The organism is Mesorhizobium sp. M4B.F.Ca.ET.089.01.1.1, from assembly GCF_004022605.1.
Taxonomy (GTDB): Bacteria; Pseudomonadota; Alphaproteobacteria; order Rhizobiales; family Rhizobiaceae; genus Mesorhizobium; species Mesorhizobium abyssinicae.
This window is the reverse complement of record NZ_RZOS01000954.1, coordinates 1-958: the sequence shown is the minus strand read 5'-3', so window position 1 is coordinate 958 and position 958 is coordinate 1. Positions and strand designations below refer to the sequence as shown.

1 pseudogene is annotated in these 958 nt (G+C 64.7%); it reads right to left on the bottom strand.

From position 1 onward, the window contains the following. Positions 1–958 (bottom strand): annotated as a pseudogene (locus EN780_RS35300) (lactate dehydrogenase); the annotation flags it as partial.

Sequence of the window (958 nt, the reverse complement as noted above, 5' to 3'; positions counted from 1 at the left end):
ATAAAGAGAAAAGGCGCCAGAGGCGCCCGGAAGCCGCAGATGGTCGCCGTCGAATCTTCGCGGGACGATGTTGTTGAAACGGTCATTGTAGACACGCGCCAGGCGGTCGGTGCGATCGGGATCGGACCAGACCCAGTCTTGGAAGGCGGTCTTGATCTTCTGCAGCTTCTCCTTCGCCGCCTCGGTGTCGACGACATTGAGAACGCGGCGCTCGGTCTGGCCGTCCCGGACGGTGTCGAATATCTGGGGGACGCGGCTGTTCAGCGCATCGGCCAGCAGTTCGCCGGCGTGCCTGCGATCTGTGCCCCATTCCGAGGTTCCGGCGGCAGTCCATCCAAGCTGACGGGCCTCGACGGTCCATGAGGCAAGCTCGGGCATATGGTGGATCTTTATCTCCGCACCCATGGTCTCCTTCACGAAAGCGGCGACATCGGCGGCCGGAATCCACGGCGCCCCGAGTCGCGCTGTAATGTCGGAGGGACTGAGATCGGCGGGCTGCACCTCCTTGAGCGCCGCGACATTGCGTTCATAGCCGGGATCGAGCGCTGCCGCGGCCTCGGCGGTCTTCAGCTTGTCGCGCACCGCGCCCGACAGATAGGCATCCGCCGTTTGCCAGGACGCGCTGACCGGATCGCGGAAAATGGCGCTGCCGAGTTCGGCGACGACAGTGTCGGTATCGGAATGCAAAAGCTCGGCGATGTGGTCGAGGTCGACGCAGCCGCGTTCGTTGAGAACCACGGCGAGCGCGTCCGCGGCAGAGCTTATGAGCGGCGGCGATGGCGGCGCGATCACGCGCTCGGTGAAGATCGGGCCGGGCCGCGCGGTGTCGGATTCGAGATCATAGTCCTCGATCGAGGCGACGAGCCAGCAATCGGGGTCATCCACAAACGGCTGCAGGTTCGGACGGCGATGCGTCTCGCGCACCTCACCGGTTTCCTCATCCTCGGTGGTCGAGACG